Origin of the sequence: Sorangium sp. So ce363 (assembly GCF_051520435.1) — a bacterium.
Lineage (GTDB): Bacteria > Myxococcota_A > Polyangia > Polyangiales > Polyangiaceae > Sorangium > Sorangium cellulosum_B.
Window position 1 is genome coordinate 1,273,171 of record NZ_CP150333.1, and the last position, 25,462, is coordinate 1,298,632.

A 25,462-nucleotide genomic window follows, 5' to 3' on the forward strand; every position below is an offset into this window, starting at 1 on the left:
TGGACGCGATGGACGTGATAGACGTGCTCCATGAGGCTGACCGAGCGAGCCATCGAGCTGCCGGCGCTCGCGAGCGCCCACTCGCATGCTTTCCAGCGCGGGATGCGCGGTGAGGCGCAGCGGCCGGGGCCGTCGGGGGCGGACGACTTCTGGTCGTGGCGCAGCGCCATGTACGCGCTCGCCGAGTCGCTCACGCCGGAGTCCATTCATGCGATCTCGAAGGTGGCTTATCGCGAGCTCCGCGCCGCGGGCGTGCGCACGGTCGGCGAGTTTCATTACGTGCACCACCAGCCGGGCGGCGCGCCCTACGCGGATCGCACGGTCCTCGCGGACGCGGTGATCGAGGCCGCGCGCGAGGAGGGCCTCCGGATCGCGCTCCTCCGGGTCGTCTACGCGCGCGCCGGCGCGGGCAGGGCGCCCGAGGGGGCGCAGCGGCGGTTCTCGGACGCCTCGCTCGACGCGGCGCTCGCGGACGTCGAGGCGCTCCGGGCGCGCTACGCGGGCTGCGAGGACGTGCGCGTCGGCGTGGCGCCCCACAGCGTGCGCGCCGTGCCCCCGGCGTGGCTCGGCGAGATCGCGCGGTACGCCGCGGAGCGCGGGCTCATGGTGCACATGCACGTGGCCGAGCAGCCGGCCGAGATCGAGGCGTGCCTCGCCGAGACGGGCCGGCGGCCGGTGGAGCTCCTGGCCGAGCGCGGGGTCCTCGGCGAGCGCTTCGTGGCGGTGCATGCGACGCACCTCGCGCCGCACGAGCCAGCGCTGCTCGGCGCGGCGAGGGCGTTCGCGTGCCTGTGCCCGACGACCGAGCGCGACCTCGGCGACGGATTGCCCGACGTGAGCGCGCTGCGCGCGGCGGGCGCGCGGCTGTGCGTCGGGATCGACAGCCACGTGATCACCGATCCGTTCGAGGACATGCGCGGCGTCGAGCTCGGCGAGCGGCTGCGGACGGGCCGCCGCGTGACGCTGCGGGGCGAGGGCGGGGCGACGCCCGCCGAGGTGCTCTGGGAGATCGGCTCGCAGCGGGGGGCGGAGGCGTGCGGGTTCGCGGATCCTGGCGGAAGCATCTCGGTGCGCCGGGACGCGCCGGCGCTCGCGATGGTGCGGGAGGAGCGGCTGCTCGACGCGGTGGTGTACAGCGGGAGCCCTTCGATCGTGGAGGGGAGCCCCGCGCCCTCGGGCCCGCCTGCGCGTTGACCGAGGCGAGGCGCGGTTCGCCGTGGCGCGGGGGGATCGAGGCAGCCCCGGGTCGAGCGGGCGAGCGTGAAGCGCGGTCACACGGGGTGGTGGCGTGGTTTGTGAGGTGCTGTCCCCCCGCGTCTCGCCTGCCTCCTGCATGGGAAACGATCGACGAAGGAAGGAATGGCTCGACTGGATGCCCTTGGCAGCGCTGCTGCCGATCGGCGTCGTCTTGCTCCTGAGCCTCCACGAGATCCAGGACGTCCACCGCAGGAACATCGCGGCGACCCTGCAGGCGGTGCTCTCGACGACCCGCGAAGGGCTCTTGACGTGGGCGCGGCAGGCGAAGGGCGCCGCGGGGTTCTGGGCGAACGAGCCCAGGATACGGCGCGCGGTCGCCGCCCAGGTCGAGGTGCGCCGCAGCGACGGCTCGCTCCGCGATAGCCCGCACCTCCAGGATCTGCGGCTGGAGCTGGAGAGCGTCGTCGAGCGGGAACAGTGCCTCGGCTTCGACGTCATCGCGCTGGATGGCACCCACATCGCCTCGGATCGCGATGAGCTCCTCGCCACCAAGACGCTGAGCGTCCACGACCCGGACACCATCGCCGCGGCCCTGCGCGGCTCGACGGTCATGGGTACTCCCTTCGCCATGCGGTCTACCGTCATCGGAAGGGTCACCCCCGTCCTCGTGGTCGCGGCGCCGGTGCGCTCCGTCGTCGGGGAAGGGGAGATCATCGCGGCGCTCGCCTTCCGCATCGATCCCGGGAAGGAGCTGACGCAGATCGCCCATCGCGGACAGGTCGGCGCGTCAGGGGAGACCTACGCGTTCGACAGGCACGGTCGTGCCGTCACGGAGCTCAGGTTCGCCCAGAACCTCCGCGACATGGGCATCCTGGCGGCCGGCGAGCGCACGAGCCTCAACGTGGAGATACGCGATCCCGGGGGCGAAGCGCCGGACGGCTCCGGGCGCCTCTTGCCCCGTGCGGAGCAGCCGCTCACGCGCATGGCGACCAGCGCCATCGGGGGGATCGCCGGGGTCGATGTCGAGGGATACCGCGATTATCGCGGCGTCCCGGTCGTCGGCTCGTGGCTGTGGGATCAGGAGCTCGAGCTCGGCCTCGCGACCGAGATCGACAAGGACGATGCCTATGGCGTGTATGTCGTGACGCGCCGTGTGGTCCTCACGGCCTGCGGCGTGATGATGCTCGCCACGCTCGTCCTGACGATCCTGCTGCAGCGGCGCGCGAAGGACCTGGCCACCGGCGTGCGGCGCGAGAAGGAGCTGCGCAGGGAGCTCGAGGATCGTGTCCGTCGCCTGGAGTGCGCGGAGGCGGAGCTCAAGGACGCCATCCGCGTCCGCGAGGAGTTCCTGCGGTTCGCCTCGCACGAGCTGCGCACGCCGCTGACGAGCCTGCGGCTCCTGTACGAGCACATGCTGCGATCGCGATCGCAGCCCCTCATGGCGACGCTGGGCTCGAAGGACATCAGCCGCTTCTTGAAGGTGTCCTCGCGGGAGCTCGCCCGGATCACGCAGGTCATCAACAACATGTTCGTCGTCGCGAGCTTCGCGACCGGCCCGCCGGCGCTGAACCTGGAGAGGACGGAGCTCAACGAGATCGTGCGCAGGACCGCGCGGCAGGTGACAGAGCAGCTCGAGGCCGACGGGTGTTCCCTGGAGCTCCAGCTCGACCGGTCCGTGTTTGGCTACTGGGACGACGCGCGCATCGAGCAGGTCATCACGAACCTGCTGTCGAACGCGTCGCGGCACGGCGCTGGACAGCCGATCACGCTGTCGGTCCTCCGGCAGGCCGGCTTTGCGGTGATCTCCGTGCACGATCGCGGCGTCGGCATCACGCCGGAGCAGCGGGACAGGCTCTTCGAGCCGTTCCGGTGGACACCGGAGGCGCACAGCGGGCTCGGCGTCGGGCTCTACGTCTGCAGGCTGATCGTGTGGGCGCACGGCGGAGAGATCCTGGTCGACAGCGAGCCAGGTCAGGGCACGACGTTCCGCGTCCGGCTGCCGCTGCCTCCGGAGATCGAGGGAGGCGACGCCGCCCTGGTGCCCGAGAGCGAGCGGAAGCCGGCGGAGGAGCGGAGCAACGGAGGGACGGAGTAGGCGAGCGGCGGGCGCTCATCCCATCGCGCCCGCGATGAGCTGCGCCGCCCTCAGGAGGACCGCCACGACCGCCCCGACGTTCCACGCGCGCGCGAGCCACCACTGCACCTCGGCGCCGTTGATCCACGGCGGCACCCACGCCGGCGGCGCCAGCAGATCGGCGACGGTGAGGACTCGCTCGCGCTCCTGCGCCGCGCGGTAGCCGCCCTCGCCGCCGCGGACGTGCTCCTCCGCCCGAACGAGGGCGAGGAGCCGCGCGCCGCGCCCCTCCGGGAGCAGCGCCGCGCCCGCGCGCAGCGCCTCCGGGGTCGCGGGCAGCTCGACGGCCCGGCCGCGCTGCGTGAGGCGGAGCGCGCCGTCCCCCGCGCGCTCGACCCGCCCCCGGACCCAGCCCTCGGAGCGCTCGCCGCGGAGCACCGACGAGAGCGACGCGAGCTCGGGATCGGGGCCCAGCCGGGGCGCGCGCTCCCCCGGGAGGACGCGCGCGGCGAAGAGCCAGAGGGCGATCGGGAGCACCGACAGGAATGGATTCAGGGCGAGCAGGCTGGTCACGCCCGCCACCCCGTCGAGCACCGGCAGGGCGAGCACGCCCGCGCCGGCGAAGGCGCCCACGGCGATCGTCGCGCCGAACCCGCCGACCACGCCGACGGCGACGTTGCCGATCGCGACGACGCCGACGGCGACGTTGCCGATCGCGATGAAGCCGCGCGCGACGTTGCCGATCGCGATGAAGCCCGTGACGACGTTGCCGAACACGAGGAACCCGTTCGCGATGTTGCCGGCGTCGACCCAGCGCGCGCGCTCCGCGGCGCTCGCCTCGCCTCCGCCCCGGAGCGGCCAGCTCATTCCGTCACCTCGAACGAGGTGCGGCCGACGAGCTGGCCGTCCTCGGTCTCGACATCCACCGTCCAGCGCCCTGCCAGGCGGCGCGGCAGGCTCCCGCCCACGAGCTGCGACTTGAGCCGCACCGCGCCCTCCGGCCCGGGCACCCGCAGCGTCTCCTCGGGCGCGCGGAGGACCTCGCGCCCCTCGCGCCGCCAGACGTGGAGCAGGCGATCGCCGTCGCCGCCCGGCACCACCACGTCGGTCACCGCGCGGAGCTCGCGGATCACAGAAAAATGAAGTGATTTCACGGACATGGCGAGACGTCCGTCCGGGAGCACCGAGGGGCCCACGGCCGCGGAGGACAGGTGCATCGGGACGGGCGGGATGAGCTCGCGCGTCCCGTAGGCGAGCCCGACCCCGGCGGCCATCGCGACGACGAAAAACACGGCGCCCATCCGGCTCCAGAGGGCCCCGAACGGCAGGTGCAGCGTGCAGAAGCCGAGCACGGACACGAGGGCGGCGGAGAGCAGCGTGTACAGCGTGCGGGTGTCGGGGAGGAGCGCGGGGATGACGAGGTTCAGGCACGCGAACAGCGTCACCCCGTAGAACACCGAGGCGAGGGTCTTCCAGCGCATGAGCACGCGGTCGAAGACGAGATCGAGCGTCGAGAGCACCGCGCAGGCGGCGAGGAGGAGGACGAACCACCGGTTCGGCGCGTCCAGGCTGGCGCTCTTCCAGTAGAAGGGGAGGAGGAAGAAGAGCATGCCCTGATAGAGGTTCTTCAGGACATAGGTCATCACGAGGAAGCGCAGCCGGGCGCCGCGCCACGCCGTCGCGAAGTCCTGGCGGGCGCCGGTGCCGAAGAGCCGGAAGAAGAGGAGCACGAGCAGCCAGGCGACGCTGACCGTGACCGCGAGGAAGCGCGCGTGCTGGAACCCCTTCTGCGCGAAGGTCACCACGAAGGCGCCGAGGCTGAGCGCATACGCGGTGTGCAGCCACCAGAGCTTCTTGTGGTGGCGCTTGAGGAAGGCGCGGGCGGACGATCGGAGGTCCCCGGGCTTGTCCTCGTCCTCGGCGTTCAGGTCGACGTAGGACGCCTTGGGCTCGGCCTTGACGGTGGGCGCGTTGTCCTCGTCCGCTGCCGCGCCGCGCGCTTGCCGCTCGGGCATCTTGAGCGTGCGGTCGTCGTGCTCCCCGCCCGGGGTGCTGGCCCTGGCCGGCATGCGCAGGGTGGCCTCGTCCCCTGCCTGGGCGCCGGCCCTGGGCGGCATGCGCAGGGTGGCCTCGTCCCCTGCCTGGGCGCCGGCCCTGGGCGGCATGCGCAGGGTGGCCTCGTCGGTCGCCGGTGGCCGGGCCTGTCCGGCCGCGTGGGACGGGGCGTGGCCCGGCGAGCGATCGGGCTCGTCGCCCGGCATGTACATGATCGTGGGCGCCTCTCCGAAGGCCTCCGGGACGCGCGTCTTGTGGACCGGCGCCGTGGCGCTGGAAGGCGGCGGCGACGGCAGCGAGGGCGCGTTCGCGTGGGCCCCGGGGGCCGGGGCGTCAGGGGAGCGCGGCGCGTGCTGTTTCATGTCCGGCCCGCAGCGTACCCGACGGGCGGTCCACCTTCGAGCGCCGCACGAGCGGGCCGGCGCGGCCGGCGCTCGGGGGCGCGCAGGGCGGCGAGCGCCTGGACGGGGCGTGGCGTCGTCCTGAACAACCCCCTCATGGGTCGGCATCTTGCCGGGAAACTGAACAGGGAGACGGTGAGATCGTCGGGATTTTACTCCCCGCCTCCCTGTGAATTCTCCCCCCGAAAAATTCGAGGGGATGCTCCAGGTGCCCGTCGTTGCTCCGTTCAGGGACGGCTGTCGGCCGAAACGATGCTCAGGGCTCGGCGCTCACTCGATCGAGACCTTCACATCGGCGCTGCCGCTGCTTTGATAGCCTTCCACGACCAGCGAGACCTCATAGAAGGTCCCGAGGGTCAGCCCCTGCTTCCCCCACGCGTCGAAGTGGTTGCCGACAGTGATGGTTCCGCTCGTGCGCTTCTGCTGCCGGACGCTCCAGAACTGATAGAAAGTCGCCGTGCCATCGATGGAAGGTTGGTTGACTCGCTGGGTCTTGTAGATGTCGTAGGTACCTCCGTCGCTGGAGACGGTGCCCACGTGCCCTTCTCCGCCCGGCGGACGCCAGTTGCCCCAGCTATCGATGATGTAATACTCGATGAGCGGGCTCCTCGTCCACCCGTAGACACCCAGGTAGGAATTGCCGTTTGGCCGGTAGTCGGCCTCGTAGGTGACGATATTGTTCTTCCCACCCGGCCTCACGCCTTTACGGCCCAGCAGGTTGTTGATGTTGCTCCAGTTCACGCTGAAGCCATCCGCCGTGTTGAGCAGGCACCCGTCTCCTCGGTCCTTCCAGTATTCGAAGGTGAGCCCGCAATGCATGCCTGTCCTGTCGCTGCAGACCTCCAGGTCGGCTTCCGTGCACCGGGTAGGCGTGCCGGTCCCGGTCGAGGCCGTGGTGCTCGCGCTCGTGCTGCTCGCGGTGGTGCTGCTCGTTGTCGAGCTGCTCGTTGTCGTGCTGCCCGCGGTCGAGCTGCTCGTTGTCGTGCTGCCCGCACCCCCGGACCCGTCCGAGCCTCCGGTCCCGCTCGTTGTCGACCCGCCCGGTCCCGCCGTGCTGCCGGTGGTGCCGGTGCTGCCCGCGGTCACGCCGCCCGGGCCCGCGGTGCTGCCGGTGGTGCCGGCGCTGCCCGAGGTCACGCCGCCCGTCCCAGACGAGCTGCCACCCGCCCCGGTATCCCCAGATGAATCATCCGGTCCCGCGCAACCCACAGCGACGAATCCCAGGGCGATAGTAAAATGTTTTAACAAAGTTAAACTCACAGATCCTCCTTGGCGAAATGAGTCAATTCCCTGCAGCCGATCTCGTGATCATGGCTAGCATCTGGGCTCGGTGGCGACAACGGCCCGTAGAGCCATTCCAGCCGCTGGTCCACGGCCCGCTTCAGGCTCGACCCGGCCGAGCAGCGGACGAGGTCGCACAACCGCCCCCGGTACGGTGGGTTTGCCAACAGCCGCCGAGGCAAGCGTCTCCCCCCGTCACCCTGGATCCCTGACGCGCTGGATCCCTGACGCGCCGAGTCGCGTGAAACAGCGCAAGAGAACTACATGAGGGCGGGAATGTGGGATCGGCTCGGGTCCCATCTTCCACGCTCCGCGCCGTCATGCTCTACTGTTGCCGTTCTCGGGAAGACGCTGCCTGTTCGGCGCCCTGTCCGGCCGGACAGGTCATCGACCACCTGAGAGCTGTTGAGACCTCTCACCGTGGAGCGACCGGGAGGCGCCGGTGCTCGGGGACGGCCCCATGATGACCAGGACGTCGAGAACCTCGTCCCTCCTCGCGATCACCCTGGTCCTCGTATCGGGCTGCGGTCGTGATTCGGCGGCTCCTTCGGACGAGGCCGGGTCGAGCGGTGGAAGCGGCGGCGCGCCCTCGACCGGAGCAGGAGGAGCGGCGGGCTCGGGCGGGGCGCCGGCGGGCTCGGGCGGGGCGCCGGCGGGCTCCGGTGGGGCAGGGGCGGCGAGCGCGGCTTCGACCAGCGGCGGCTCGTCGGGCGCGAGCGGGGGCCCACCGAGCGAGCCTCGCCCCACGGTGACGGCCGTTCCGGGCACGGAGCTCGTCCGGGTCGACACGAACGTGATGCACCAATCCTTCGAGGGCTGGGGCACGAGCTTGTGCTGGTGGGCCGATCACGTGGGCGGATGGCAGGAAGCCAAGCGCAACGCCGTGGTCGAAGCGGTCGTCGATCCGGTGAACGGCCTCGGCTACAACGTGTTCCGCTACAACATCGGCGGCGGGGAAAACCCGTCCCACGAGCACATGAAGGAGCACCGCGAGATGCCTGGATTCCAGAGCGCCGACGGGACCTTCACGTGGGCGAACGACGCCAGGCAGCGCGCCATCCTCCTGCGCATCGCGGAGCGCGGAGCGGATCTGATCTTCGAGGCGTTCTCCAACTCTCCCCCCTACTGGATGACGAACAGCGGTTGCGCCTCGGGCAGCAGCAACGGCAAAGACAACCTCAAAGCGGACCATTACGACGACTTCGCCCACTACCTCACGGAGGTCGTCCGTCACTACAGGGACGAGCACGGGATCACCTTTCGCACGCTGGAGCCGCTGAACGAGCCTTTTGCCGACTGGTGGAAATCGAACGGCTCCCAGGAAGGATGCCACTTCGACCGGGCGAGTCAGGAGAAGATCATCCAGGAGGTGGCCAGGCAGCTGACCAGCAAGGGCCTCGGCGAGACGGTGGTCAGCGCGTCGGACGAGAACAGCATGGATGACGCCGTCCGGAACATCGGCGCCTTCGGCGCGGGGACGCTCGCCGCTTTCCAGCAGCTCAACGTCCACTCCTACGCGGGCAGCCAGCGCAGCGAGCTCCGGCAGCTGGCGACCAGGCTCGGCAAGCGGCTGTGGCAATCGGAATCGGGGCCGCTCGGGCAGAGCATCAGCGACGACACGGACGCGGCGCTGTTCATGGCGGAGCGCATCATCGACGATCTGCGCGAGCTGAAGCCGGAGGCCTGGGTGGACTGGCAGTCGGGCGATCCGTCGCGCAGCTGGGCGAGCTTCACGCTGAACGACCGCGAGCAGTCCTTCGCTCCCATCAAGCGCTTCTACATGCATGCCGGCTTCAGCCGCTACATCCGGCCCGGCGCGCGCTTCGTCGACGTCGATAGCAAGGACATGGTGGCCTCGGTCAGCGCCGACGGGAGCTCTCTCTCGCTCGTGGTCCGCAACGGTGATCGCAACGCGAGCCGCGGCTACACGCTCGATCTCACCCGGCTCCCCACGGTCGGTCCCGTCTCGGAGGTGCACCGCACCTCGCGCACGGAGGACCTCGATCGGCTCCCCGACATGGCGATCGAAGACTATCGCCTGGTGGTCACGGTCCCGGCCTTTTCCGTCACCACCTTCGTCATCCCGATGCCCTGATTTCCCCTGGAGCGACATCCATGATCGAGCGTCGGACCATCCGCTTCACGACTCTGTGCGTCGGCGCGTTGTGCGGGGCGCTCATGGGCTGCAGCGAGCGAGGCCCCGCGGCAGAGGCCGATGCGCCGCGCCTCACCGGTGGAGCTGGAGGCGGCGGGGCGGGCGGCAGCTCGCCTTCGAGCTCGAGCGGAGGCACGACGTCGGCGGGGGAAGGCGGCAGCGGCGGCGGCGGCCCGGCCACCACGCCGTGCACCTTCACCTGTCACGACGACTGTCCGGCCCTGGGCGCTCTGGAGGTGGAGGGCAGCTGCGCTGTCCCGAGCGAGCGGTGCTGCTGGCTGGGCGCTCCGAGCGATCCCTACCCGAGCGGCGGGAGCTCTTCGGTCGACGACTCCGCGCCGATCCCGGTCGACGAGCTCCCTGTCATCTCCGAGATGCCCGATCCGCTCACGATGGTCGATGGGACCAAGGTCACCACGGCAGCGCAGTGGCGGGCTCGCCGCAAGGAGATGATGCGGATCCTGGAGGACTACACGTACGGGCACATGCCGCCGCCGCCGGGCAACGTGACGGCCGTGCCGGTCTCGGAGCCGTCGGAGATCACGACGGCCTCGGGCGTGGACGCCACCTACCGCAAGCTTCACCTGAGCTTCGGGCCAGGTGGGGAGCTCGGCTTCGACCTGGGCCTCTTCTTCCCGAAGGCCGAGGCGACTCCGGAGGGGGAGGCCGAGGCGCGTCCCATCTTGATCTCGCTCTCCTTCAGCTCCGGCGAAAGCAGCCTCGGGGGAGCGGCGGGCGCGCTCGCGCGAGGCTACGCCGTGGCCACGATCGGCTACCAGGAGCTCGGCGCGGACTCTCGCGACTACGCGTCGAGCGCGTTCTTTCCGGCCTACCCGGACCACGACTGGAGGGACATCTCGGCGTGGGCCTGGGGCATCTCCCGCGCTGTCGACTACCTGATGACCGATCCTGCCGTCGATCGGGACAAGATCATGATCACGGGGACGTCACGCCTGGGCCAGGCGGTCCTGCTCGCGGGCGCCTTCGACGAGCGCATCGCGCTCACCGCCCCGGTGGCGGGGGGCATGGCCTTTCGGTTCTCGGGCGCCGAGATGGGCGGCGGGCTCGGGCAGGGCATCACCGAGATCGTCGACCAGAACACCTACTGGTTCGGGCCGCTGCTTCCGGAGTTCAGGAATCGGACGGAGCGCCTTCCCTCGGACCAACACTGGCTGCCCGCCCTCACCGCGCCGCGGCTCTTCATCCTGTGCAACTCGCTCAAAGATCAGTACGGAAGGGCCTACGCGGCCGTGCAGTCGTACCTTGGCGCGGAGCCGGTGTACGACTTCCTCGGCGTCCCCGAGCATGTGGGGCTGAACTTCCGGCCCGGCGGGCACGGCGCCACCGAGGAAGACTGGAACGCCATCTTCGACTTCGCCGATCAGGTCCTCCTGGGGAAGCCGGGGACCCGGCGCTTCGACGTCGTCCCGCCGCGCAAGGATACTCCCTAGGTCGCCAAGGCTGCCGGTCTGAACCGTTCCCCAGGCCACCGGCCCGTACCGTCAATCGACCGGATAGCCCCGCCACATCCAGCGCAGCGTGTCGGGGAGCGTCTGCCTGATCACTCTCCCGTCGCAGTGGCTGGCGCCGTTCGCGTAGACGAAGCGGTAGTGATACCCCTTCTCCTTGAGGATCGCCGCCACGCGCTGGTTCGCCATCACCCAGTTGTGGTGGCTGGCTTCATCCCTGGTGCTGCCGAGGTCGTTCTCGCCGACCTGCAGGAAGACGCGCAACGGCTTGGGCGGGCTCTCCCGGATGAGCCCCTCCGTGTACTCCCAGGCGCCGTCGGGATACTCGGCCTCGGTGGGCGCGAGGGGGTTCTGCTGGTCGACGAACGTGCCGGAGTAGGTGACGATCTTGCGGTAGGTGTCGTGGCCGAACCAGCCCATGGTCAGCGCCGCCGCCCCGCCCGAGCTGCATCCGTACGTGGCGCGGCCGTCCGGGTTGCTCGTGAACTTCAGGTTGGGGTACGCGGCGTGGACGGCCTGGTCGTTCTTGACCGCCTCGAGGAGCTCCGTATCGACGAACCTCTGATAGGCGTCCGACATGGTATCGTATTCGAGCCCCCGCTCGCTGCCGTACGAGTCGCCCCCTCCGCTCGCGGCGAAGATGGCGATGACGCTCGGGAAACGGTTGTTCGGGTCCGCGACGAGGTTGTTGATCGTGTTGATGATCTCGTTCCTGTCGCGCGCGTCCTGGACGACCATGAACGGCGCCTCCGCGCCGTCGACGTACGTCGCGGGGATCGCGACCTCCACGCGGCGGTTGAAATCCCCCTTGGCGTTGTCGTTCAACGTCGGATCGTGGCCGGTGAAGATGTCGCTCTCCCGGGACGACAGGGAAAACGTGAACGTCCGCCCCTGGGGAACGCCGTCGATCCTCTTGATCTCCGGGGCATCCCGGTAGTCAGGCCCGATCTCGAAATCGCCGTCGCCTTCGGTGCCGACCGGATCGACCGTCCCGCCCTGACCTCCCCCGCCGCTCGGGTTCGGGTCGTCCGTGCCGCCCGCGCCCGAGGTGCTGCCGCTGCTGCTCGAAGAGCTGCTGCTGCTGCTCGAAGGACTGCTGCTGCTGCTGCTGCTCGAAGCGCTGCTGCTTCCTTTTCCTCCGCTGCCGCCCGAGCCGTCGGCGGCGTCGTCGTCGGACCCGCAAGCAGCGATTGAAAGCGCGACAAGGAGCGAGATACTGCATGGGATCGAGCGGGTCATGGATCCTCCTGGGATTGGGTTGCCGCCCGCCATCGGCGTGTGCGGCACGGACGCCGGGCCGTGGCGCTCGCGCGCCGCTCGGCGGACGTGAAGCCGATCGTGACGTTCGCGCGAGCGCGCAGGCGTTGCGAGGCAGCGCGGGTGACGGTCGACGAGCTATTCGGTGGTGAACCGGAAGACGGCCGTCTGCGCGTAGCGCTGGCCGGGCTTGAGGATGACCTCGTTCTTCCAGGCCGGGACGTTGATCGAGTTCGGGAACTTCTGCGGCTCGAGGCACAAGCCGCTGTACTGATCGTAAACCGCGCCGCCCTTGCCCTTGATCGACCCGTCGAGGTAGTTGCCCGTATAGAACTGGATCCCCGGCTGATCGGCCTCGATCGTCAGCACCCGACCGGTCTTCGGATCCTTGACCCGAGCCGCCTCGCGGAGCTTGTGCGGGTCGCCGCTGATGACGAGGTTGTGGTCGTATCCGACCGGCTTGCCGCCCATGGCTTTCAGGTCCCTGCCGATCGGCTTGGCGGTGGTGAAATCGAGCGGCGTCCCCTTCACCGGCTTGATCTGGCCCGAGGGGATGTCGGTGGCGTCCGGCGGGGTGTAGCTGTCGGCGTGCAGCGTCAGCTCCTGGTCGGCGACGGAGCCCGAGCCGTGCCCTCCCAGGTTCCAGTAGCCGTGGTGGGCCATGTTGACGATCGTTGTCTTGTCGGTCGTCGCCGACATCTCGACCCTGAGCTCGTTCTTGTTGGTGAGCGTGTAGGTCGTGGTCGCGTTGACCGTGCCGGGGTATCCTTCTTCCCCGTCCTTCGATACGTACGTGAGCTTGATGGAGGGGCCGTCCGGCGTCTCGGTCGCTTCCGCGTCCCAGACGACCTTGTCCCAGCCTTTCTTGCCGCCGTGCAGCGTGTGGGCGCCGTTGTTCGCGGAGAGCTTGTAGGTCTTGCCATCGAGCTGGAACTGCGCGTTCTTGATGCGATTGGCCACGCGGCCGACCGTCGACCCGAAGTACGGGCTGCTCTTCAGGTACCCGTCGAGGTTGTCGTGGCCGAGGACGATGTCGCCCATCTTCCCTGTCTTGTCGGGGACGTGGAGCTCGGTCACCGTCGCGCCGTAGGTCATCACCTTCGCGACCAGGCCGTTCGCGTTCGTGAGCGTGTAGAGGATCACCTCTTTGCCATCGGCGTTGCCGAAAGGCGCCTTGGAGACGGAAGCGGGCTTTGCGTTCACGGCTTCACCACCAGGTGGCTCGGATCTGGCGGCCGGGGCCGCTGGAGCGGCGTCCGCCGCGGGGGCCGCCGCCGGCGCAGGCGGCGCTGCCGCAGGGGGCGTGTCGACGGTCTGCGCGCCGCCGCACGCGCCGGCGAGGCACGCCGTCATCGTCAATCCGAACCACGATCTCGTCCTACCCATCGCCATGCTGTTCCCTCCGCCAGGATTGTCTCACCTGGATCGGCTCCACCTGAGCGAGCCCAGCGCGGGCGAGCCCCCGCGATCTCGCCATGGCTTGCGTTCACGACACCCGAGCGGAGCCGGCGCAGAGATCGATCCCGGTACAAAGGACCAAGAGTCCGGTGCGCACGACGGCTACCCGGGACAAAGCGAAACGACACCCTGAGACGAAATTGTGAACGTTCACATTGTCCGTGTCAACTCAAATGAACCGGCGCGAGGCGAGCCTCGATCCCGAAATTGGAATCCACATCGAACAATACCGTGGCCCTGTGCCCGTCCTCTTGACGCGCCGCTCCGGAGGAGACTTGCCAGCCATCCGATGTCGAGCTTGGTTCGCGGTGCTCGTTGCCAGTTTTCGCCTCCAGGCGTGGCGGTCCGCTGACGTGGTGAAGCACCATGGTGTGCTGGCGATCCGAAGGGATGGTATATCGTGACACGCAGAAAATCCGCGCTCAGCTGTCGTGGACGCAGAGCGGGCAACTGCATGCCGCGGATCGTCGGGATCGCAGAGGGGAGTTCCATGGACTGCAATCGCGCCGTGCTCGTCGTGCTGTGTGCGGCATCGGGGGGAGCTGCCGCATGCCTCGTCTCTGCGCGGGCCCACGCCTCCGGCGCGACGCTGACGGCGAGCGACCTGACGCTGCTCACCGTGCCGGACACGCACGACAGCTGCTTCGAGGACAACACGTTCGGCACGTTCTTCTCGCTGATCGGGCTGTCTGCCCCGCCCGGCTGCGAGGTGCAGGCTGTTGCCCGGCGGAACCCACGGATCCCGCAGGTTCGCCGGGGGCCGCCCGGGTTTACTGGACCTGGATCGTGAACTCGTCCGCGAGGCGGCCGTTCACGTCCTTGAAGTACGCCGTCGCGCGCTTCGGATCCCCGCCGACGTGGAAGCGGATGAACAGGGCGCCATAGGCGGCGGTGCCCGACATGACCACGTTGTTCTTCTTCCACTTGTTGCTGGCGTAGTAGGAGGCCCACCACGTGTCGTCGTCGTGGCTGGCCGCGTCGTAGTCGCGGATGCCGACGCCGGCGAGGCCGGAGACGAACACGAAGTTGCGGCTCGGGCCGAGCTCCACGAGGTCGTAGGCGCCGGTCTTGCCGTGGCCGGTCGCGGCGTTGCCGACGTCGGTCAGGGTCAGCGTGCGCGAGTAGGAGTGCTCGTGGCCGGTCGAGACGATGGCGCCGGCGTTCATGCACTCCTGGTACGCGCTCCAGCCGACCTCGTTGCCCTTGGTGCCGACCTGCATGTCGTTCTGGTTCTTGTGCCAGTTGCAGATGGACCAGATCGAGTTGTCGGCGGCGAGCGAGTCGCGGATGAAGTCCACCTGGTCGGCCGCGTTGGCGGCGCAGGTCGAGCGGAGCTCGCTCGTCCCGACGCAGGACTGGATGATGTGCAGCCCACGGAAGTTGCACGTCGACTTGACGCCGAGCTCGCCGGTACAGTTCATCGACGGCACGGCCGCGTGGCGAGCCTGGATCTTGCTGGCGTAGCCGCTCGCGCCGCCCCAGGCCGCGGCGTCGTGGTTGCCGATGATCGCGAAGTAAGGATAGTTCGCGCCGAGGATGCCGTTGATCCGGTTGTCCCACGCGGTCGGGTTGTTCGCGTAGTCGAAGTCACCGTTGTGGATGGTGGCCGCGGCGCCCTCGTTCTTGATCAGGTTGAGCACCGCGTCCGAGTTGCCGTTCGCGCCCTGATCGCCGATGAAGGCGATCAGGAGATCCGGATCGGTCGGCGTGCCCGCGCCGCCGCCGGGCGGGCCATACGTGATCGTGAGCTTGGGCCGCTGCGCCACGGTGGCGTGCTCCGAGGACGCGAAGTCGATGCCATCGGTGTTCGACGCGCTCGCGATGAGGAGGCCGTCGTTGGAGGTCCCGTCGATCCACGCCTGGACGAGCGCCACGCCGGCCGCGTTCAGCGTGATCGTCCTGGCGCCGGCGCTGCCGGTGACGCTGCCCACGAGGCTTCCGCGATCGGTCGAGCCCATCGCGCCCGCGGTGGCCCACGCCGTCGTGGACGTCGCGTTGTTCCAGGTGACCTGCGACTCGCTCCACGAGCGCTTCACCTCGTAGACGCTGTACGTGTTCGCGGAGCCGTCCGTCACCTGGAGGGTGATTGACGCCGACTGGACGATGCTCCCCGCGGGGATGCCGGAGAGGGTCCATTTCAGCAGGCAAGATTTGTCCACGCCCGAGCCGTCGTCGCCGTCGGCCTCGCACGTGGTGGCTCCGCCGTAGTTCGTGGTGGCGGCGGCCTGCCGGAGGGTCGCGTCGGTCGAGCCGGCGTACGACGAGCTCGGGAGCGACCCCTGCTGGAAGGAGACCGTGGTCAGCGCCTGCCGCGTCTCCAGGACCTCCTCGATGTACTCGTCATTTGCGCCGCAGGCATGGATGACCGCGAGCGCCGGCAGGGCGGCGCAGAGGGCGCCCTTCGATCGTCTCGACCAGCCCGTCTCTCGGTGTTCGTGTGTGCCTGCGTCCTCTCGCGTGCGCGAATTCTGCATGAGTCTGTCTACCCTTTCTCCTGATCTCGAACGTAGGTGTGAGCGAGGCACGGGCAGGTTAATGGAAGTGTTGTTCCGTTATTGGATACAATTCCATGAAGATCGTGTTCCATCTTGGTACGGTCGACTGAGCGTTTGCCTGGCGCCGTGCCTCGCAGGCTCAGCAGATCCCGCCGCTCGCGATGGCAGCTCAGTAGAGATCGCCGGCGCACCGGAGGGCGAAATTGCCTGATGCGTCCTGCGTGCAGGTCGGTGCGGTGGTGCACTCCCTTTTGTCGCTGCTGCCAGCCGGCTTGACCACCTCGATCAGGCAGGCGCAGGAGGGCTCCGGCGCGCAGGCGACGGCGACCGCTTTGCAGGAGCTCTGCGGCGGCAGCCGGAACAGCTCGTCGTGCTGATCCTCGATGGTCTGGCAGTACTCGCCGTCCGATCGGCAGAAGTAGCTTCCGCAGGCGAACGTCCCCGGCGGCGCTGCGCCCGCGCACTCCTCGCCGTTGCCGACGCTCACGCCGGCCCGCGCGGCCTCACAGGCGTTGGCATAGGGGCGCCCGTCGCAGGCGCAGACCTCGCGCGGCGTGGCGGTGTCGCACGACGTGGGCCGCTCCTGGCAGATGCCGTAATTCCCCGGGACGACGCCGCCCTCTCCGCAGTCGCCTGGCGGGTAGTTGCAGTACTGATCCGCGGCGCAGAACACGCCGCCGCAGGGCCCTCGGGCCGCGCCCGTTCCGTCGTCGCCGCCGTCCCCGCACGCCGCGACGAGCGCCACGAGCGCGCCGAACGCCCCGAGCCCCACGCTCGTCGTCGCGCTGGTGCCCCGTCGCACCGCGCGATGCCTCACCGCACGTCGCACCGCCATGCACGTTGGAAGATCCATGCCGCTCCCTCCTCTCACGTGGCCATCGGACGATCCTGGATGGCCCGTGTCGTTCGGCGGGCGGGAACGTAAAGGAGCTGGACGGGCCAGTGTGCAACAAGTCTGTGTCGGCGAGGGCGCGGCGCTCGGCCGTCGGATCCGCCCGGCGGTTCCCGGGCGCTGACATCACCGTTCGAGACGCTCGAGCGCTGATCTGGAACGCAGATCCCGGGTCGTCGCGTCCGTGGCGTCGCCGCGGTAGTAGGTCCCGCGAACCAGATCCCAGAGCGGGAAGGTGACGTTGAAATTCCACTGTCGCATCAACGACGGCCGGTGGTGCGCGCCGTGGTGGCGCCGGAGCCGTGCCACGACGCGGCTGCGGCCTATCCTACCGTCCGGCGGGAGGTGGTACGAGAGATGGAGACACTCGTACAGCACCATGTACGCCATGCACGTCGCTACGAAGAGCGATGCGAGGTTGCCTTGACCGGCCGCGCTGAGGGCGAGCGCGATCGGGAGCGTCAGCGCGAAGACACCCGCGATGCCGTACGACGGGATCAGCACGAAGCCGAGCTCACGCGGTGTGCGGATCGCCATGTCGCGCTCGACGAACACGCGGTGGTGCACCGGCGTGTGCCGGTCGTAGAACGCCTCGAGGAAGCGCCGCCTCCGGTGAAGCAGACCCCGATGCGCCCGCCACTCGACGGCATTGCAAAAGACGAAGAAAAGCGGAATCGCGGCGAGCTCCCAGCCCCGCAGGCCATGCAACCGCGTGAGCGAGAGCGCCGCGAGCCCACACCCGAGGCCGACCGTGCTGGCGAGGTGGAGCCAGGGAGAGTACCACCGCGGCATCGACATGACCCGGCGCCGCCGCAGCTCGGCCCGGCCCGAGTCGTCGAGCGGGGCGGGGTCGGGCGAGCCATTCTGGTCAGACGCGCTCACTGGCCTGCCTCGCGCCCGGTGTCGAACGCCCGGTCCCAGAGCGCGGAGCTCACCCCGAAGCGCGCGCGCGGCGCGGCGTGGTGCCGGAGGTGATGGCGGCGCTGCGCTGGAAGAGGGTGCTCCGCGTCGCCCAGCAGGTGCGCCGCGAGATGGGAGAGCTCATAAAGAAGATAGCCGGCGACGAGCCCGGCCCAGAGCGGCGCGGCGCGAGAGACCCCCGCGGCCCCCGCGGTCACGAAGAAGCCTGCGGAGAAGGCCCCGAGCGTGGCGGCGGGGGGTTTGACGATCGGCGTCTGGTCAGGGGCCTCGTGGTGCGCCAGGTGGATACGGGCGCCGAGGAAGGCGAGCGGGTGCTCCGCCGGCAGGTGGAAGAGGAAGCGGTGGAGCAGGTACTCGATCAAGGTCCATCCCGCGAGGCCAGCCGCCCAGAAGAGCGCTCCGGCGAGGGCGCCGCCTCCGCTCCACACGCCGATCCCGAGGAGGATCACCTCGGCTGCCGCGACGACGGCGAGCCGCCGCGCGTCGGCGGGGTCCCGGAACATGGCGCCACGCAGGGTCGACATGCGGCCTGGCCCTCACATGAAGATGCCGTCGACGAGGGTCCAGGGCTCGCGCGTCAGGACGCGCCGGGCGAAGTCGAGGAGGACCGCGTTGAAGTCGCCCCGCGGATAACGCGCGAAGCCGTCGCGCACCGAGGCGGCGTCGAGGTCGTAGCGGCGCACACCGAGGGAGTGGTCCATCCACACCGACTGCCGGAACGCCGTCGATTCAGGGCATGACGCCGGCGTCGGGCGGAGGCGATGGTTGTAGAGGAGGCACTCGTCGGCCACGCGCAGGTCATGCGGGGAGAGCTCGAACGACTTCGCGGCGAAGGCGCGGTGGAACAGCGAGCGGCTGCGCTGCATGTAGTCTCCGCCCCGCTCGCCCGGGCACAGCAGCCCGAGATCATGAACCATCGCCAGCGCGTGGAGCAGGTCGGGATCGGCCTTCTGGCGGCGGCGCTCGAGGAGCAGCATCGTGAAGTGGAATACGCGAAGACAGTGGTTGCGCAGCCCGTCGCCGCGGTAGGGGGAGAGCTCCTCGAAGAGCTCCTGCGCGCGTGCCCCGAGCGCCGAACGCGCTCCGAGGCGATGCGACAGCGCGGCGTCCGGCGTCGGCATGAGCTCGGCCATGATGAGATGCTACCACGGAGCGCGCTGGATCTGGCGCGCAGATCGTCGCCCGTGTCGGAGACTTCAGCTTCGTGGCGGGTTGGCCCGTGGACTCGGATCCTGGCGCTTCCTCGTAGCCGTCGTGGAGATCCGTGCGTTCTCCCAGGACATGACTTTATTCGGGGAAGCGAAGCGTCTGGTGCGCCTCACCACTTTGCCCCGTCGTTGTCGTGGCATCGTAGTTCCAGCTGGTGCCACCTGGGCCCGGCGGTCCAGTCTCGATGATGACGTTCTCGAGCGTGAGCTGGTCCTCGTCGAGGTAGGCGACGCCGATGGAGTCGCCGCCGCGCCCCGGGCCGCCGTAGCCGCCGGGCCCACCATCGCCGCCATGGCCGCCGAGACAGGAGTAGAATCCATCCCCCAGCGCTCCGCCATGCACGCCTCGGCCGCCCCAGCCGCCTTTCTGGGGTGGCCCGCCGTCTCCGCCCGAGCCGGCGCGGGACGTCGTGATCTTGGTGTCGCGCACCGTCACCCGGGCGTGACCCGCGAGGACGCCGATGGACGGCTGCCCGTTCGCTCCCCCGCGGCCCCCGCGGCCTCCGCAACCGCCGGCCCCGCCCGAGCCTCCGCCTGCGCCTCCTTTGGAGGCCACGCCGCACAGAGCGATCCCACCCCAGCGACCGCCACCGCCGCCGCCGCCCTGGCCCGGCGTGCCCCAGGTGCCCTCGCCCCCCGTGCCGCCCTCCCATCCTGTGTCCGTGAGGCGCCCGATGCCCGTGCCCGGTGCGCCCTGTGTTCCCGGAGCCCCCGGGCCCCCAACGGATCCATTGGAGCAACGCATGTTGTCCCGCTCCCCGATACCGCCGTGCGAGGGCGAAGTGTAGACGGGCTCCCCGCCTCCGCCATCCTCGGCGCTGTCGGGCAGCCCATCTCCTCCCTTGCCGCCAACGCTCGTGAGCCCGTTCTCGCACCGGTTCACGACGGCAGCGCCGCCTGCGACGACGGCCGCCGAGCACGCGTCCCCACCGAAGTTGCCATCCGGTGCGGCCGGTTGCTTGGTCGGCCACGGCTCGCCATCGATGCCTCCCTCTCCTCCGTTGGCGAAGATCTCGCTCCGCAGGATCTCCACCACCGTGTTCGACTGAGCGAGCACGCCGATCGGTCCCCAGCTCTGGACATAGAGGTCGGCGAGCGTCGATACCCCGTCCGCGGCCCCCTTGTCCTCGGGGGTCGAGGGTTCGACGATCACCATGGGACCGCGGATCCGCTCGTGATAAAACGAGGACCGTTTGGGCAGGTCGCTGCGGATCCATTTCCGGCAGTCGAAGCCCCCGAGGAGATCCACGCCGGAGGGCACCCTGATCTGACTCACCACGAATCCGTCGTTGCAGATGAACACGCGCCCTCGTCTCGTGCGCGCGAGCTCGACGGCGTGCTCGACGGTGAACACCGGCTTTGCCTTCGTGCCGGGGTTCCCGTCGTCGCCAAAGCCGTAGGCTCCGGCGACGAACACGCCGCAGCCGTCGTCGAGGATATCAGCGGCGACGTGCTCGGCGCAGACCGACTCCGGGGGCGGCTCGTCCTCGCACGAGGTGCCTTCGCAAGGCGTCACGCCAGGGTCGTTCACGTCGGGCACAGTTCCGCAGCCGGTGGCCCACGGCGACAACAGGAAGACGAAGGTTGCAGCGGTGGTCTTTCTCATGTGCGTGTCCTGAAGTGCGCCGCCAACACAGGGCGGTTCATCGAGGCGGTTCCGGAGCTTGCTCGTCGAACCTGAACCAGAACAACGCAGTCCCATCGTTCCCCTGGCCGGCGTTGCTTTCCTGGGCTGCATTGCCACCGAGCCCCCCCTTGCCGGCTTCTCCGGGCAAGACCGTCGCCTTCTCCGAGATGGCCACGGACGCGCCCAGGGAGCCGATGCCGAGCGAGTGGCCCCCGAGACCGCCGCCCCCATCGCTCCCGCGGCCGCCGTTGCCGCCAAAGCCGCCGATGCACCCTCGTGACGTGATGGTCGGACCAGGGCGTCCACCATTGCCGCCGGCAGAGCCTAAGCCTCCCCACTGGCCCGTTCCGCCGACCCCGCCATCGCCGCCCTTGCCCCCGAGGACCTTGCTGCCGGCCTCGACCGTGATGGCGCTCCCTTGCAAGGCCACGATCGCGATGCTCGCGCCGCCGTAGTCGCCGCCCTTGCCCCCTTTGCCCCCGCAGCCGCCGCTGCCCCCCGATCCGCCGGCCGCACCGCCCCGGGGCCGACCGGTCGGACACGCGGTCATGTCGTCGCGCCCTTTGCCGCCGCCACCCCCGCCGCCGCCCTGAGCGACGCTGCCCTTCTTCCCATCCTCCCCGCGGACGCCGACCCAGCCGTAGACGTCCAGGAGGCCAGCACCCGCCGCTCCAGCAGCTCGCTGTGCATCGGCGCCGTCTGCTCCGTCGTCCCCCGGCTTGCACGGCATGCCGGACGCGCCGGAGCCGCCCCGGCCGAGGTTGGGCGGATTGCCGACCGGCTCCGGCAGCCCTGAAACACCATCGCCGCCCGTATCGAGACCGCCGTCGCCCCCGTAGCCACCCCTCGACTCGATGCCATCGTCACACGCGGTCACGACCGGAAGGGCGCCCGGTGCCACGTCCGCGGTGCAGGCATCCACGCCGTTGTTCCCGACCACGCCGGCGCTCGCGCGGAAGCTCGGCGCGTCCTTGCCCGGCTCTCCGTTCTTGCCATCACCTGCGAGGATGTCGCTCTCCCGCACGATCGCCCTGGCCCCGGGGCTCAGGATCATCGCGATCGACGACTTGCCATCGTCCGCGGACGCATCCGCCGCCTTGACGCGCACGCCGAAGATCATCGACGTTGTGTCGCCTTCTTCGCCCGTGATCACCCGCAGCGGGATCCCCACTGGCGGAGCGATGATCGTCGGGTGATCCGGCCCGCCGAACGACCCCTCGTACGACCAATCGTCGCCGTCATCGCAGAGACGCCCGCCCCAGAGGTCGACCCCCGAGGGCAGCGCGACCTTCTCCTCGAACAACCCACCGCACGCGTACACGCGCCGGGTCGGCGGCTCGCCGGGGCCTCGCCCGTGTGCGGCGAGGCCGATCGCATGTTGCAAGGTCTTCACCGGCGCGCCCTTCGTACCGGCGCTGTTGTCGTCGCCCTGCTCGCTGACGAACACCCCGCATTCGTCGAGCGCCATCGCCGCGGCTGGATCGCCGTCACAGAGCGACTTCGGTGGCGTGAGGCAAAGGCGTTCGTCGTAGCAGCTATCGTCGTAAGTGCACCCGGAGAGGCCGCCTACGCCGACCATGGAGAGGGTGCCTGCGGTGAGGAGCAGCCGCATTCGTTTCGGTTCGAGAAGAGGCATGTCCTTGGTCCTGATCACCACGCGCCGTACGCCACGAGACCGGCCTGCGCCGGCGTGACTGTCGGCACCAGCGCGAGTCGAGCTCTGGTCGGTTCAGCCTGTAGAAAAGAGAAGTCCGTGAAGAACGAAGCCAGGGTCGCAGCGCCCACGACACCGCTCGTCACCACCATCGCCGTGCCGAGCCCGGCGAAGAGATCTCGCTCTTGTCGGAGACCCTTCAGCTCGGAGCACGCGGAGGGTCTCGTCGCTTCCCGACACACCCCTTGAGAAACGCCGGCGGCATCAAGCTTCGCGTTCCGCTCGTCCAGATCTCCGTCAGCAGTCATCGCGCGAACCATGAAGACCGCACCGAGCGAGCCTGTCGCCACGGTCAACCCGATACCGGTGATGCGCAGGGGGCCAGGCCAGGATATAGAGGGGCTGTGCGGGCGGTCCCGCACAGCGGGCGAAGAGCTCAGCGCCTGCGGTGCCTCCTTCGGTGATCCTGGCGCGGTCTCCCTGGCGCTGCTCGCCGCAGTGCGGGGCAGCTGCATCGTGATCTCGTGCTCCGCGCCTGCCACGGCGAGGAACGAATGGAGCGCGTCCTCACGGCCCGGTGCGCGGGCCCGCACCATGTGTTTGCCCGGCTCGAAGAAGCGCGTGTAGGTCCGTGCAATCTCGCCAATGCGCTCGCCGTCGATGAACACCTCGGCGTCGGGCGGATCGACCCCGAGCACGAGCGTCGCTATGTGCTTCGCTGCCTCGCGCTGTCCTGCCTCGAATCGCCGCCGGAGCGCGTCCGGCAGCGTCTCGCGCTGTTCCAGGCTCCTGGAGAGGTGCTCGGCCGCGTCGCGATACCTGCGCAGCGCGACCTCGCAAAGGCCGAGCTCACCGGCGAGCTCCGCGCGCTCTCGCTCGGTGCTGGTCGCGGGGTCCGCGGCCTCGAGAGCAGCCTTGTAGGCGGCGTGCGCCTCGACCCACAGCCCGGCATTGCGCGCTCTCTGACCGCGGCGAACATGGTCCTTCACCGAGGAGCTGCCGCTCGGTTTCGCCTTCGCTTGAATGTCGTCCGCGCTGGCCGAGCGCGTGAGGCCTGTCGCGACCCCGAGCGCAAGAAAGATCGAGAGCGAATGCGCGATGCAACGCATCCAGCCACGCTAGTGATGCCGTCCGCTTGGCGTCAACCGACAGAAATCGCCAGATTTTGGTCCGTTTTTGTGAGAATTTTCGGTCGGTTGGTGGAATGAGCTCAGCCGTCCGCCAGGCCTGGGTGAATGTGATTAATTGTCCTACTATAGAGCATATTGTCCGACCAAAGTTGCTCGCCGGATCATTTCCGTGAAGCGTTTCGACCGGCTCAAGTGTGCTGCGTACCGTGGACAAGCCAGCGACCGTCTCCCCCGGCTTCGATCTCTTCCGGCGGCTCGCGCGGCGCCACGGGGTGCCGGCGCGAAACGCCGAGGATGTCGCCCAGGAAGCGCTGCTGCGGGGGCTGGAGGCCGACAAGCGGCTCGACCCGGGGGGAGACCCGGCCCCGTACCGCGTCACGATCGCCATCAACCAGGCGCGCAACCATGTCCGTGACGCGCGCTGCCGCGGCGAGGTGCTGACGTCGTTCGATGAGTGCGAGATCCGGGACGAGTGCCCCACGCCGGAAGAGCTGCTCCGGAGACGGCAGCAGGAAGAGTTCACGCGGGAGCTGATAAACCAGCTCGATCCCAAGTACCGGGATCTGGTGATCAAGCACGATCTCCAGGAGGTCCCGCTCGCCGAGATCGCCGCCGAGCAGGGACTCCCGCTGGCCACGGTGAGGACGCGGCACTGGCGGGCGCACAAGGCGCTCCGGGTGCAGCGGGAGCGGTGGCAGGCGCAGGAGCGCTCGCAGGGAAGGGACGAGCGCGCCTTCCTGTCGCTCGCGCTGGGTTTCCGCCGTCACGCGTCGTGGGTGGCCTCGCTGCGCCACCTGGGCGTGAGGATCATCGTTCAGTGCGCGCTCGTTCTGCTGACCGGCGCGATCGTCTCCGCTGTGCCGCCCTTGGCCGATCTGGAATCGTGGCTCGGGGCGGCGGCGGTCGGCGTCCCTGTCACCCCGCCCGCAGCGCAGGACGCTGCGGCGCCCCCTGCGCGAGACGGCGCGCACGGCGCCGTGGCTCCCGCCGCGCCGATCGCGCACGAGATCTCGTCGGTCAGGGATCAAGGAAGCGCACGCGCGCAGGCAGCGGTGAGCAGCACGCCCGCTCTCTCAACGAGGACCAACGGCCGGCACGTGTCTCCGGCGAGGGCGGTTCGACCGACCGTCAGCGAGCACGAGAGGAGCCTGATCAACCAGGCCCGGAGGGCTGTCGAGGCCGGCAACGCCATGGCCGACGTCGAGGCGCTCCAGCTGCTGAATGCCCACGCGCGGGAGTTCCCCGATGGGCTGCTCGCCGCCGAGCGCGAGGCACTTCTCAGACAGCTGCGCTGAGCCCTCGGCTGTCCTGTGACAGCAAGCAGGCGGTGACGCTGGTGATGTCTTCGGACAGCACAAGGCTACGATCCGCCTTGTTCCCGACAAGAACGGTCACGTCCAGGAAACGAAACGCGATGACTACGATGGAGGATGTGCTCAGTGCGATGTGGCTCATTTCGCCGCTCGGGCTCGCGATGATAGCCTGCGTCGCGATCGGCTTCGCGGTCACCGCGCGTGAAGCGCTGGGACGCGAGCGCGGGCTTCGCGAGGCGCGCGAGCACGCGCATGATGACGAAGAGGCAGCCCTCACCGATGCGAGGGATCAGGCTGCAGGGGAGCGGGATCGATACCGGCGCCTGCTGGACTGTCACGTCGATGCGGCGCTCGCAGAGCTGACAAACGTCCGCGCGCGCCCCATTCCCGGGCCAGGCAGGGTCCTCGAGTCGTTCTGCGCGACGAACCCTTCGTGGAGGAGAAAGCTGGCCGAGAGCACGGGGCTGTCGCCGAGGGAGGTGGAGCAGTTGCTAAGGAACGACCTTCCCATGACCCCCGGCCTTGCCCGGCAGCTGGAGGACTTCACAGGCGCGCCCGCTCGGTACTGGGAGCGCCTGTGGCGGCTGCACGACGACTACCGGACGCACGCAGAGGAGACCGTGGTCATCCAGGTCGGCGAGCCCGTCACCAGGCGCGAGAGCTCGGCGCGTCCCGCGTTGTCACCGGCGCCGAGCTCGGTGCCGCCGCCTCCGCCCACGATGCCTCCTCGCGCGCCCGACGTTCCTCCGCCCGTGGTGCCGTCTCCCGAACTCGCGGCCAGGAGCCCGCGGGCGAAGCTCCCGCCGCCACCGCTGCCGCGGCTTCGGTCGCCGCTCCCTGTCCGCTCCGCCACGGGGGAAGAGGTCGTCCGCCGA

21 protein-coding genes are annotated in these 25,462 nt (G+C 69.6%); 6 read left to right on the forward strand and 15 right to left on the reverse strand.

Annotated elements, in window-relative coordinates:
- The first annotated feature begins 30 nt into the window (after positions 1–30).
- Positions 31–1,194 carry a formimidoylglutamate deiminase gene (locus WMF12_RS04765; protein WP_437866913.1) on the forward strand — a complete coding sequence of 388 codons (1,164 nt, stop codon included), beginning with the start codon at positions 31–33 and terminating at the stop codon, positions 1,192–1,194.
- 178 nt (positions 1,195–1,372) lie between these two features.
- Complete coding sequence (locus WMF12_RS04770) at positions 1,373–3,292, forward strand: sensor histidine kinase (RefSeq protein ID WP_437866932.1); 1,920 nt, start codon at positions 1,373–1,375, stop codon at positions 3,290–3,292.
- A 15-nt stretch (positions 3,293–3,307) separates the two neighbouring features.
- Here the strand turns inward: WMF12_RS04770 and WMF12_RS04775 are convergent, their stop codons facing one another.
- From WMF12_RS04775 to WMF12_RS04785, 3 genes are all read right to left on the reverse strand, one after another.
- Positions 3,308–4,138: a hypothetical protein gene (locus WMF12_RS04775; RefSeq protein ID WP_437866943.1), complete on the reverse strand. Its 831-nt coding sequence runs from the start codon at positions 4,136–4,138 to the stop codon at positions 3,308–3,310.
- Positions 4,135–5,688: a DUF5924 family protein gene (locus WMF12_RS04780; protein ID WP_437866948.1), complete on the reverse strand. Its 1,554-nt coding sequence runs from the start codon at positions 5,686–5,688 to the stop codon at positions 4,135–4,137. Before WMF12_RS04780 ends, WMF12_RS04775 begins: the two co-directional genes overlap by 4 nt.
- A 309-nt stretch (positions 5,689–5,997) precedes the next feature.
- The gene (locus tag WMF12_RS04785; protein ID WP_437866952.1) at positions 5,998–6,864 is read right to left on the reverse strand and encodes a glycoside hydrolase family 11 protein; all 867 of its coding nucleotides are present in this window, start codon (positions 6,862–6,864) and stop codon (positions 5,998–6,000) included.
- 604 nt (positions 6,865–7,468) lie between these two features.
- Here WMF12_RS04785 and WMF12_RS04790 point away from each other — a divergent pair.
- Together WMF12_RS04790 and WMF12_RS04795 are read left to right on the forward strand one after the other, a co-directional pair.
- Positions 7,469–9,103: a glycoside hydrolase family 30 protein gene (locus tag WMF12_RS04790; protein WP_437866969.1), complete on the forward strand. Its 1,635-nt coding sequence runs from the start codon at positions 7,469–7,471 to the stop codon at positions 9,101–9,103.
- Positions 9,104–9,123: 20 nt separating this feature from the next.
- Positions 9,124–10,614: a glucuronyl esterase domain-containing protein gene (locus WMF12_RS04795; protein WP_437866989.1), complete on the forward strand. Its 1,491-nt coding sequence runs from the start codon at positions 9,124–9,126 to the stop codon at positions 10,612–10,614.
- A gap of 51 nt (positions 10,615–10,665) precedes the next feature.
- On the opposite strand, the gene WMF12_RS04800 is transcribed toward WMF12_RS04795, so the two are convergent.
- Together WMF12_RS04800 and WMF12_RS04805 are read right to left on the reverse strand one after the other, a co-directional pair.
- A complete protein-coding gene (locus WMF12_RS04800; protein ID WP_437867001.1) occupies positions 10,666–11,871 on the reverse strand; it encodes an alpha/beta hydrolase in 1,206 nt (401 codons plus the stop codon).
- 156 nt (positions 11,872–12,027) lie between these two features.
- Positions 12,028–13,242 (reverse strand): aldose epimerase family protein, encoded by a 1,215-nt coding sequence (locus WMF12_RS04805; RefSeq protein ID WP_437867011.1) that lies wholly within the window; start codon positions 13,240–13,242, stop codon positions 12,028–12,030.
- 595 nt (positions 13,243–13,837) lie between these two features.
- Here WMF12_RS04805 and WMF12_RS04810 point away from each other — a divergent pair.
- Positions 13,838–14,137 (forward strand): hypothetical protein, encoded by a 300-nt coding sequence (locus tag WMF12_RS04810; RefSeq protein WP_437867016.1) that lies wholly within the window; start codon positions 13,838–13,840, stop codon positions 14,135–14,137.
- On the opposite strand, the gene WMF12_RS04815 is transcribed toward WMF12_RS04810, so the two are convergent.
- From WMF12_RS04815 to WMF12_RS04850, 8 genes are all read right to left on the reverse strand, one after another.
- A complete protein-coding gene (locus WMF12_RS04815; RefSeq protein ID WP_437867024.1) occupies positions 14,118–15,821 on the reverse strand; it encodes a DNRLRE domain-containing protein in 1,704 nt (567 codons plus the stop codon). The two genes, WMF12_RS04810 and WMF12_RS04815, sit on opposite strands and share 20 nt — an antisense overlap.
- Before the next feature lie 190 nt (positions 15,822–16,011).
- Positions 16,012–16,644, reverse strand: a complete 633-nt coding sequence (locus WMF12_RS04820) for a hypothetical protein (RefSeq protein WP_437867029.1) — start codon at positions 16,642–16,644, stop codon at positions 16,012–16,014.
- 216 nt (positions 16,645–16,860) lie between these two features.
- Positions 16,861–17,616 carry a sterol desaturase family protein gene (locus tag WMF12_RS04825; protein ID WP_437867050.1) on the reverse strand — a complete coding sequence of 252 codons (756 nt, stop codon included), beginning with the start codon at positions 17,614–17,616 and terminating at the stop codon, positions 16,861–16,863.
- Positions 17,613–18,179: a sterol desaturase family protein gene (locus tag WMF12_RS04830; protein WP_437867072.1), complete on the reverse strand. Its 567-nt coding sequence runs from the start codon at positions 18,177–18,179 to the stop codon at positions 17,613–17,615. The genes WMF12_RS04825 and WMF12_RS04830 overlap by 4 nt, the downstream gene beginning before the upstream one ends.
- A gap of 12 nt (positions 18,180–18,191) precedes the next feature.
- Positions 18,192–18,788, reverse strand: coding sequence for a hypothetical protein (locus tag WMF12_RS04835; RefSeq protein ID WP_437867078.1), 597 nt, complete (start codon positions 18,786–18,788; stop codon positions 18,192–18,194).
- A gap of 154 nt (positions 18,789–18,942) precedes the next feature.
- On the reverse strand, positions 18,943–20,469 hold the full coding sequence (locus WMF12_RS04840) for a hypothetical protein (protein WP_437867083.1): 1,527 nt from the start codon (positions 20,467–20,469) through the stop codon (positions 18,943–18,945).
- A gap of 37 nt (positions 20,470–20,506) precedes the next feature.
- Positions 20,507–22,126, reverse strand: coding sequence for a hypothetical protein (locus WMF12_RS04845; RefSeq protein WP_437867087.1), 1,620 nt, complete (start codon positions 22,124–22,126; stop codon positions 20,507–20,509).
- 14 nt (positions 22,127–22,140) lie between these two features.
- Complete coding sequence (locus tag WMF12_RS04850; protein WP_437867092.1) at positions 22,141–23,253, reverse strand: hypothetical protein; 1,113 nt, start codon at positions 23,251–23,253, stop codon at positions 22,141–22,143.
- Between the two features lie 227 nt (positions 23,254–23,480).
- On the opposite strand from WMF12_RS04850, the gene WMF12_RS04855 reads away from it, so the two are divergent.
- Entirely contained in the window at positions 23,481–24,569 is a 1,089-nt protein-coding gene (locus WMF12_RS04855) for an RNA polymerase sigma factor (protein ID WP_437867101.1), read from the forward strand.
- Here the strand turns inward: WMF12_RS04855 and WMF12_RS04860 are convergent.
- Entirely contained in the window at positions 24,553–24,783 is a 231-nt protein-coding gene (locus WMF12_RS04860) for a hypothetical protein (protein ID WP_437867105.1), read from the reverse strand. The genes WMF12_RS04855 and WMF12_RS04860 overlap by 17 nt on opposite strands.
- A 399-nt stretch (positions 24,784–25,182) precedes the next feature.
- Positions 25,183–25,440 carry a hypothetical protein gene (locus tag WMF12_RS04865; RefSeq protein ID WP_437867110.1) on the reverse strand — a complete coding sequence of 86 codons (258 nt, stop codon included), beginning with the start codon at positions 25,438–25,440 and terminating at the stop codon, positions 25,183–25,185.
- Positions 25,441–25,462: the final 22 nt, after the last annotated feature.

Coding starts and splice junctions, on each gene's coding strand:
- WMF12_RS04765 (WP_437866913.1), top strand. CDS start 31: ATGAGGCTGACCGAGCGAGCCATCGAGCTGCCGGCGCTCGCGAGCGCC.
- WMF12_RS04850 (WP_437867092.1), bottom strand. CDS start 23,253: ATGCGTTGCATCGCGCATTCGCTCTCGATCTTTCTTGCGCTCGGGGTC.
- WMF12_RS04775 (WP_437866943.1), bottom strand. CDS start 4,138: ATGAGCTGGCCGCTCCGGGGCGGAGGCGAGGCGAGCGCCGCGGAGCGC.
- WMF12_RS04840 (WP_437867083.1), bottom strand. CDS start 20,469: ATGAGAAAGACCACCGCTGCAACCTTCGTCTTCCTGTTGTCGCCGTGG.
- WMF12_RS04795 (WP_437866989.1), top strand. CDS start 9,124: ATGATCGAGCGTCGGACCATCCGCTTCACGACTCTGTGCGTCGGCGCG.
- WMF12_RS04830 (WP_437867072.1), bottom strand. CDS start 18,179: ATGTCGACCCTGCGTGGCGCCATGTTCCGGGACCCCGCCGACGCGCGG.
- WMF12_RS04815 (WP_437867024.1), bottom strand. CDS start 15,821: ATGCAGAATTCGCGCACGCGAGAGGACGCAGGCACACACGAACACCGA.
- WMF12_RS04845 (WP_437867087.1), bottom strand. CDS start 22,126: ATGCCTCTTCTCGAACCGAAACGAATGCGGCTGCTCCTCACCGCAGGC.
- WMF12_RS04770 (WP_437866932.1), top strand. CDS start 1,373: ATGCCCTTGGCAGCGCTGCTGCCGATCGGCGTCGTCTTGCTCCTGAGC.
- WMF12_RS04835 (WP_437867078.1), bottom strand. CDS start 18,788: ATGGCCGAGCTCATGCCGACGCCGGACGCCGCGCTGTCGCATCGCCTC.
- WMF12_RS04780 (WP_437866948.1), bottom strand. CDS start 5,688: ATGAAACAGCACGCGCCGCGCTCCCCTGACGCCCCGGCCCCCGGGGCC.
- WMF12_RS04790 (WP_437866969.1), top strand. CDS start 7,469: ATGATGACCAGGACGTCGAGAACCTCGTCCCTCCTCGCGATCACCCTG.
- WMF12_RS04805 (WP_437867011.1), bottom strand. CDS start 13,242: ATGACGGCGTGCCTCGCCGGCGCGTGCGGCGGCGCGCAGACCGTCGAC.
- WMF12_RS04800 (WP_437867001.1), bottom strand. CDS start 11,871: ATGACCCGCTCGATCCCATGCAGTATCTCGCTCCTTGTCGCGCTTTCA.
- WMF12_RS04810 (WP_437867016.1), top strand. CDS start 13,838: ATGGACTGCAATCGCGCCGTGCTCGTCGTGCTGTGTGCGGCATCGGGG.